The sequence below is a fragment of the Corynebacterium sp. HMSC075D04 genome, from assembly GCF_001815635.1.
Classification (GTDB): domain Bacteria; phylum Actinomycetota; class Actinomycetes; order Mycobacteriales; family Mycobacteriaceae; genus Corynebacterium; species Corynebacterium coyleae.
The window spans coordinates 1-8,926 of the sequence record NZ_KV821296.1 but is presented as its reverse complement, the minus strand read 5'-3'; the positions used below and the strand labels follow the sequence as shown (position 1 = coordinate 8,926).

The following is an 8,926-nucleotide window of genomic DNA, read 5'->3' as shown; positions in this document are numbered from 1 at the left end:
GGGTTTCACCGTCCACCGGAATCATGACACCCCAATCGTCCCCAGTTACAAATCGGTTAGTACGATCCGCAAGACATTAGATTCGCTACGCGCTCAGACGCTCCCTCGTGAACTTCTTGAAGTTGTTGTTATTGTTAATGGTCCTGAAGATGGAACTCTAGACCTACTTCGCGATTACGAGCGGGAAAATACGGGATTCAATCTTCGTTTCCTTCAGTCCGCTTTAGCGGGGGCGGGTGCGGCTCGTAACCTGGGGTTGAGCGCTTGCACACGCGAGTATGTAACTTTCGTGGATGCTGATGACTGGGTATTGCCAAGGTTCTTAGAATCTGCTTATAAGATTGCCTCGGATAAAGTGATAGCGCTGACGCCAATTCACAATTATTCACCGAACTCGGGACTCGACGATTTGAATCCCTTAAATCGGAAGATTTCCGCAATCGCTGGAACGGAAGTCGCTAGTACCGGTATATCCTGGGCTTTTGGATTCAATGCTTGTAAACTCGTTCACCGAAATCTTATTGGAGAGTACCGCTACAACGAGACGCTCGAAAGTGGCGAAGATCTAGTATTCTTTGCGCAACTTTTATCAGATGCGGATCTCCGCGTCTCGGCTGTGGAATTTGACGACAATGCGTACGTAAGGCGGCTAACGGAGAATTCCGTCTCCCGCCAGCCAGCAACTTTTGACTTTTCAGTGAGGCAACGCCTCGACTGCTATGTTGCGCTCAATGAGATTGAGGGTAATTCTCCTGCAGTTCGACAGCTTCAAAAAGGTCAGTTGGGCTTTATTAGGCGGTATTTGAAGGAAAATCCACAGGACGAGCAAGCACTGGAGGATCTGGTTGATGAGCGTTCGGTCTCTAACTTTCCATGGTCTGATGTTCAGACTGGCCAAGCTAGCGACTTAGTCTTTTCGTACTGCTTTCCCCCATTTTCGGACACCTCGGCAGTTGTGGCGGCTAAAGTCATTAGGTCTCGAAAGAAGAAGGTGGATGTCGTATCGGCAGACATGTCCAGTACGAGAGAGCGAGACGAAAGTCTTGATCATGTTGTTGGTCGTTGGGTAGTTCAACATAAGGAAATAGAGGCGCCGGTCACCTTTAATGATTGGTCATTACTTACCACTTTTGCATTGAAGGCGTTCGCAGTGGCGGATTCTCTTACGCAGAAGCGGATTGGTCCTTATGAGTCAGTTTATTCTCGTGCCATGTGGGCTGGATCGCATGTAGCGGCAGCTTTGTATAAATTGGCACATCCGGCGGTTCCCTGGATTGCAGAGTTTTCTGATCCTCTAAGGTTTGATGTGGAGGGAAAGAAGAGAAAAGCACCACTTATTGAAAACGACCTCTCGTCGGAGCTACTGGAGGTTGTGAGTTCGGTGGTTCCGTTAGCTGATGTGGAGACCGCGTTCGACTTGATTGAATTTCTGACGGTAATACTTGCTGACGAAGTCATTTTTACAAATGAAAATCAAAAGTCGTACATGCTGCATTCTTATCCGGAAAGCCTAAAGAAGCTGGTGGAGCAGAAGTCACTTGTGAGATCCCATCCTGCTCCGGATTCATCATTATTCACTAACAAATCAGATTCGAGTGCGTTTCCCCCGGAGCGTATTAACATCGCGTACTTCGGATCGTTTTATTCGAATCGTGGATTACGCGATGTATTAGTTGCGTTGATGAATTCACGTCCGGAGGTCAGATCAAGTGTCGTGCTGCATATCTTTACCAACCAGATAGAAAATGTTGAATCAGAGATTTCTACCTATGGATTGACGGGGACCGTAAGAGTAAAAGGATATTTGCCGTATCTCGATTTTTTGAGCGCTTGTGTGCAAGCGGACGTCCTTCTTGTCAATGATGCAGTTTGTAGTAACCCAGAGGGAATTAACCCTTTCCTCCCTTCGAAATTTTCTGATTACAAGGCAAGTGGAACCTCAATTTGGGGCGTCGTTCAAGAAGGCTCTCCGTTGTCGGAACTGGAATTGACCTATCAATCCGGTGTGGGCAACGCTCCGGAAGCAATCACGGTATTGGATAGGATCTTCTCGGATTTCACCTAGCTCACCTGAAATGCCGGGGAATGAATAAGTCTGAGTTTGCGATGACCTCCAATGTGAATGGACGGAAGCGATCCACAAAGCGAGTGATAATTCTTGAAGATGATTCGTAGCAGTTTAATGCTGGACTGTTCGTCTAGAATTTTTTTAAGATTGCGCTGTATCCCGAGATAATTAGTGATTTTATGGGATTCAATTCGATCGCTAAGCCCAACCGGTTTGAGATGATGTCCATATTGAAACCGTTTAAGTAACGGTGCTAGGGAAGGCAAGTGGAGGAAATGCAGCAGATAGACGAAATGGTGGCCGAATTGGTAGCTGAGGTTTTGGCAGCGAACTCGCCTGTAGATGTACTTGGCTCACCGGGACTCGTGTCGCAGATCCGCATTAAGTTGATGCGCAACTACGGGGCAGAAGGCATCAAGATTTTTGCTAACAAGTTCGATACCCGGAGAGGTGAATTCGGAAGTGACTTGCTGGTAGCAAATCCCCCCGCCGCCTATGTCTCTAATCTTTCCTACTTGTTACCGACAGCTTTCTGGGAGGCTTACCCCTACTACCTTGGTGAAGCCGGCAGTACTTTCGGTGCCAATGACGCAGCAGTTTTTTTGTCAAATCGAAGTAACGCAGAACGGCTGATTGGGCATATATTGCGCGATGAGTTGCCATACGGTAGTTTTTCCCCAGAGTTTCTACTGAATATAGCGCTAGCGGCCACAGTAATTAATGTTGGTGGAGATCAGTTGCTTAGGGTTATCCAAAGGGCTACTGAGGGTCGTGATCACCGTTATAGGCTGGTCAATCTTGCTGTGACGCGGCGTTTGGTGAATGCTCCGAAGCCTTTTTCGGAATCTAACGGCGGAAGAACTGCGATAGTAGTTGCGGGCCAGATGCGTAATCCAGAACGCGCGCTTCCAGAACTACAACGGCACCTGCAGGTCAATGACGCGGACTATTTTGTCTCGTCGTGGAGCACTCTCGGACGGACGTCACTCAATCGTTCGAGGTTGAGTCGAGTACTTGATTCGGAGGCAATTCCCCTGGGGGAAAGCCTTACGGATAGAGAACTGGCCTTGGTTGATAAGGAGTTGAGTAGTCAAAGGGGAGCGAGTCTGGAAACACTTAATGAAATCCTACTGAATTCCATTCCGAGCCTCCACACGGATCGCATACATTTGGTAGATGAGTCGGAGCCGGTGTTTAAGCTGATGGATAACGGCATGAAGATGCATTATCACAACCTTGTGTGGCCATCCATTTTGGGGGAAAGGTATCTTTCTCGGAACTATGATTATGTCGTAAAAGTGCGGCCGGATCTGATTTTTAAGGAAGGTACCGTTCTGACTTCCGAAGACTTGCGAAGCCTAGGTCCGAGCGACATTGGGAATGATCATCCAAACTGGCTCTTTGAGCCATGGGGATTCGGCGTAGGGGACCAGTTCTTCTATGGACGGTCAGATGTGATGGAAGCTCTGTTGACAACTTGGAGTCCTCATTCGGTATCAGTGCGAATACAAACCGAGGTATTCGGAAAGCCGAACTACTTGCAAGGGCACGTCAATTTGGGCCTTGAGCTTTGGATGATGGGAGGAAATCCAGTATCCAGTCCACTGCAGAAGAATGGGCTTTTCAAGTCAGAACTGATTACCCTTCCGCAGCTAAGATCCGCGATTGAAAAGGTGAGGGTTTAGATTTGAAGCGACTGATTGTCGACGTTGACGACACCATTTCATTTACTCAAAATGGTGATTATGCGTGTGCGCAGCCAAACTTACCTGTAATTGAACGGCTTCGTGAATATAAGAATCGTGGATTCGAAATCGTATTCCATTCCTCCAGAAACGTAAGGACCTTTGAGGGAAATTTGGGCAAAATAAATGCGCATACACTTCCGACCCTCATAGAATGGTTGGATCGGCACCAGATTCCATATGATGAAATCTATATGGGGAAACCTTGGTGTGGATCTGAAGGATTCTACGTCGATGATAAGGCTGTAAGGCCGGACGAATTCGCTAAACTCAGCTATCTGGAGATCTGTGAACTCATAGGGTTAAAAAAGTGATATTAATAACTGCCGCCGCGGAGGTCCAAGGTGATCTTCGCTCCGAATTCGGACCGATTCCGCCCGTATTTCTGCCGATTGGCAATAGGCCGCTGCTGTATTGGCAAGTCCAAACGTTGCGACAAGCCTTCGGAGATGAATCTATTGTGCTCTCGCTTCCGGAAAACATTTCTCTGACAAACCTCCAAAGTCGTGCGATAGATGACAGTGGCGTGGAGGTGGTAACTGTCCCGGCGGGCTTCAGTTTGGCGGCATCGGTGTTGTTTGCGCTCAATGTAAGTGAATCTCGGGATGATATCGTCCGGATTCTTCACGGAGACACATTATTAAAACGCATTGATTCTTCGGTGAATGTGGTGGGGGTTTCCGCAACCACCGATTCTTATGATTGGCAGCTGGCGGGCACTCAGAGTGGCGAGCCTTCCAACGTATGGTGTGGATACTTCTGCTTTGAGAGCAGAAGAGAGCTATCGCGTGCACTTGCGCTCTCTGACGATGATTTCGAGGGTGCGGTTTTAGCGTACTCTCAGCGTATACCGTTGGAGGAAATTGAGGCAGTCGGCTGGTTAGATCTCGGACATGTGAATACCTACTTTCAAGCTCGTGAGAAATTTACAACCCAGAGAGAGTTTAACGACCTTGAAATTTTCGGCGGCATCGTAAGGAAGAGTAGCCACAAAACAGACAAGATACTAGCGGAAGCTAAGTGGTTCGATCTTTTACCCGAAGATCTGAGGCTGTTTGCCCCCGCACTTTACGGAGTCGATCATAATGTTGGTTCGTATTCACTCGAATATCTTCCGATGACTCCTTTAAATGATCTTTTCGTGCACGGCAACCATCCAAAGCATTTTTGGGCAGAACTCTTCCGATCAATCGGGGATTGGCTCCTTAGGGCGCAAATGGCTTTGCCTGCTAATGAGTCACTTGCTGTCGAGGCGAGGAACCGCTTAGTAGTGGCAAAAACTCGGGCCCGGGTTGAAACATTCTTAAGTGTTATGGGAGTCTCAGGAAATGAACCAGTCGTTTTTAATGGTGTGAGTCTCCCCGCCGTTTGGGAAATTGTTGATGACCTTATTGCGGATTCCCTTAGCCGCCCAGTGTTACCTGGCTTGTTACATGGGGATATGTGCTTTTCGAACATACTCTACGATTCCCGGAATCGTCGTGTTCGGTTACTTGATCCCCGAGGGATTCCAGCAACTAGCTCGGATGCGACCGGAGACCTACATTACGATCTAGCCAAATTGTCGCACTCCGTCATTGGATTCTACGACTTGATCATTTCGGGAGCCTTTGATGTTTCTTGGGACCTGTCCCGAATGAAATTTGACCTGGAGGTCCTAACGACGCACAATCAGCAAGAAGTCAAAGACGTGTATCTCCGAGATGGATATGCGTTACTGGGGGATATCGATCTGAACGCTTCCATACCCCAGATGATCCTTTTGTTCTTTTCTATGTTGCCTCTTCATGCGGATAATCAGCGTCGGCAGTGGGGGCTATTCGCAAACGGGCTACGGCTTTACCATGATTACAAAGAAGGTTTAATCTAATGATTGTTATCCCTATGGTAGGGCGGTCCAGCCGATTCTTTAAAGAAGGATTCTCCGTTCCTAAGTATGAGCTATGTTTGTTTGGGGAACCAGTCCTGGCGTGGGTATTAAGAAGCTTTCAAGCCTATTACGAGTCTCAAAAATTTCTATTTGTTACTCGAGAAGATTTTAATGCTTCAGGTTTCGTTACAGAGGTCGTGAAGAAGGAGGGAATTCGAGATTTTGAGATTGTCGAACTTGACTTTGAAACCGAAGGTCAAGCGCATTCAGTGGCGATCGGATTGGAGCGTATGCAGAAATCCGATGACGCAGGCCCCCTCGTTATCTTCAACGCGGACAGCATGTTATTGAACTTCAGTATTCCCGATCGGAGACATATCGGGGCCGGCGTTCTCGACGTGTTTCGGGGTGAGGGGGACCACTGGTCATTCGTTGAACCAGCATCAGGCTCTCGAGTATTAAGGACTGCAGAAAAGACTCGGATTTCCGAGTTTTGCAGTAATGGATTGTATATCTTTGCTAATTCCGAGCTATTTCTGGATTCTTTTCGTGCGTTTTTCGATAGCAATCTGACTGAGAAGGGAGAGTATTATATTGCTCCTCTTTATAATCACCTGATTGGACAGAATCTGCCAGTCTATTTTCGACAGGTACCTGAGTCGGACTGTGTGTTTTGCGGGACACCGTCGGAGTTTCAAGCGCTTTTAGATGTCGGTGATCAACTGGAGCTCCCCGGCCGGTACCCGGTAGAACATTAAAAATTTATTAGAGTTTGCGGTGGCTGCAGCTTTATCTCGATTATTTTAGTGATAGGACAATTGACGTGCGTTTCTCAGAGAGCGCTGAATTCTCTCAATTTTGCTTTCCAAGCGACGTAGCCGAGTTTGAGAATGTTGTCGAATCAATAACAGTTCGAGAGCTTGAAGAACTTGACCTGGAGTTGTTCCGGTCGGTCGCTATCAACGGTGTTTTGCCTGCGAACATACACGCCGGAGCCTTAAGCTTTTCGGATTCTGAGATTACTTTCCCGCTTGCTGATTTGCTTGAAGCGAACGGAGAGTGGTTCGGGATTTTCAGGGATGATCAGAACGTGCACGTTGTGCTAGCTGATTACTTCGGTTTCGCTAACGTCTATTACGGACAGCGGTCGGATGGAGTTTTGGTCATCGGATCAAGTTTCCGGGCGGTTTGCCATAGGATGCAGAGATTTGATGGCTGTGGCGAGTTGGAATTCGCGTCACTTGCCCCCACCGTTTCCAGCGTACACACGCTGTTCGGTAGAAGATTTTCTAAACAAACTTTTCGCCGGGGAGTGTATGCGTTAAATGCCGACGAGGCGATCATAATTAGAAGCGGAACCTACAGTGTCGTGCGGCGCCGTTTTTCTAAACCAGCTCCGGGGAGTAGTTACTCTGACCTCATAGCGAAAGGTATCGAACGCGCGAGTAAACAAATCAAAGCAAGCGTGGCCTTCAGTAAGCAGGAACCCGTAGTTGGACTGTCTGGTGGCAGAGATTCGCGTACAGTACTTTCTCTAATTCACGCTGCCGATTCGCTTAATTCTATTAACGTGATAAGCAATAACCCGATGGGGTATCCAGCAGGTGCTACACGAGACGTTATGCGTGGTGATTTGCACTACGCTAGTCGAATTGTCGAGCGCTTTGGCCTGAATTGGCAACAGCCAAAGCCAAGTGAAGGCTACAGGTTCACAGTCACAGAAGCCGTGGATCGTTTCCAACACGTAAGATCGCACCAAAGTTTCGAAATTGAGGGTTCATCGACTATTGCGATGAAACGCGGTTTTAGAACTCACTTTTATGGCGCGAACGGTGAGATGCTTCGTGGGCAGTTTGCTGTTGGCATGCTGGGTGCTCACAAATCGGCACTTGCGGGCGAGGATTTGGTAGCGGGATTCCGGCGGTTCTACGCCGGTTCAAATCCAAAAATGTTCGTTCCGCACGAAGTCTATAGCGCTGGCGAGGCTCTATTCGTGCGGGCCTTCCTTTCTAGCGCTTATTTTAGGTCCTACTTTGATTCCTTGAGCCGTTTTTTCGACGTCAATTTTGGAAGGTTACATCACGCAATTACGCGAAAAGCGTGGGAAACCGAGGAACTCTTAGTAAATCCCCTTTGCCAGCCTGAGTTTATAATGGCAAAAACTTTCTTGGATCCTACGGAACAAGGATGGGGGAAACTCCAGTTTGATATCATGCGGTCAATTGACCCTGCCTTTGTTACATTAGGATTAAATGGTGATCAGTGGGATCGCGAACTTACTAAATCTCTTCCAAGTGATACTCGATGGAATACGATTAATGGCTCAGGTGCGCTTTCTAGATGGGAGGAAAATTCCTCTGTCTCTCCAGTGGCAGAAATAGCCGGAGTACCACGATACGATATTCAGTCTGGTTTTGGTGCCGAACTAGCACGACGAGTCGACAGGGTATTCGAATATTTGCCTGACTGGTTACTAAAAACCGTAGCTGTAAACAGTGATTTCTCCAACGGTATTCAAAGATCACTGTTGGCAAAGATAGCTACTGTTGAAGACGCATTGGGAGTATCTGATGCTGCTTACAGTGTAACAAGGTTTTCCTCGGAACAGGAGCATCTGGTAACGCAAACAATTTGTATTCCAGGGCGTTTTGAGAGAACACGTAAGCAGTATTCAATGGGAGATGTCAACGTAGGTATTGAGGTCGTTGACCGCAACATTGAGGTGTGGTGTGAAAATCTCTCGTCAGAGGCCGAGGTAGCGATCTACTTATTCAAAGATGGCTCCCGAGTTTCTACGGCCTGGTATTCGGAATACCAGAATCCGGTTTCTTTCGAGATAGGTGGAGCCGGGATATATAGGGCTCAGGTCTTTGTTCGCCGAAAAGGCGCCCCACGCGCCCAGATGGTAGTGGAGAGTGGAGAGCAGCAGGTCGTATAGTCCTACGCCACATCTCGTTGGGCCAGAACGGGGCATGAGTGGCTACTGCCGAGCAGCGCTTCCAGCGGAAACAATGAGATAGAGAGCTATGTGTAGATTTGGAGTACTAGCAGGTCTCTATTTTATGAAACACCGAGCGATTTATGGAGGCCTATAGAGTCGCGTAAGTTTCCCTTTCGAGAATGTGCGCAAGGTGTTGCTCGTTGTCACCTAATCTAGCTTAACTAAAAGCGGATTCGAGTTGGGCAGTGATCTTTGAACGGGGTCAAGTTGAAGTGTCCCAGGTTTTGTTCCGTTTGAGTAGA

At 47.8% G+C, this 8,926-nt stretch carries 6 protein-coding genes; all 6 read left to right on the top strand.

Annotated features, from left to right (window positions below):
• Positions 1-2,065 (top strand): glycosyltransferase (locus tag HMPREF3048_RS02455; RefSeq protein WP_141758826.1); only part of this gene is annotated, 2,065 nt, incomplete at its 5' end.
• A gap of 269 nt (positions 2,066-2,334) precedes the next feature.
• Positions 2,335-3,753, top strand: a complete 1,419-nt coding sequence (locus HMPREF3048_RS02450) for a hypothetical protein (RefSeq protein WP_070613925.1) — start codon at positions 2,335-2,337, stop codon at positions 3,751-3,753.
• A 2-nt stretch (positions 3,754-3,755) separates the two neighbouring features.
• Complete coding sequence (locus HMPREF3048_RS12685; RefSeq protein WP_083316661.1) at positions 3,756-4,127, top strand: HAD family hydrolase; 372 nt, start codon at positions 3,756-3,758, stop codon at positions 4,125-4,127.
• Positions 4,124-5,683, top strand: coding sequence for a hypothetical protein (locus HMPREF3048_RS02445; protein ID WP_070613923.1), 1,560 nt, complete (start codon positions 4,124-4,126; stop codon positions 5,681-5,683). The genes HMPREF3048_RS12685 and HMPREF3048_RS02445 overlap by 4 nt, the downstream gene beginning before the upstream one ends.
• Entirely contained in the window at positions 5,683-6,441 is a 759-nt protein-coding gene (locus HMPREF3048_RS02440; RefSeq protein WP_070613922.1) for a glycosyltransferase family protein, read from the top strand. Before HMPREF3048_RS02445 ends, HMPREF3048_RS02440 begins: the two co-directional genes overlap by 1 nt.
• A gap of 65 nt (positions 6,442-6,506) precedes the next feature.
• A complete protein-coding gene (locus HMPREF3048_RS12005) occupies positions 6,507-8,621 on the top strand; it encodes an asparagine synthetase B family protein (RefSeq protein ID WP_141750603.1) in 2,115 nt (704 codons plus the stop codon).
• Positions 8,622-8,926: the final 305 nt, after the last annotated feature.

Excerpts from the sequence above, each read along its gene's own strand:
- HMPREF3048_RS02440 (WP_070613922.1), top strand. The coding sequence starts at position 5,683 with ATGATTGTTATCCCTATGGTAGGGCGGTCCAGCCGATTCTTTAAAGAA.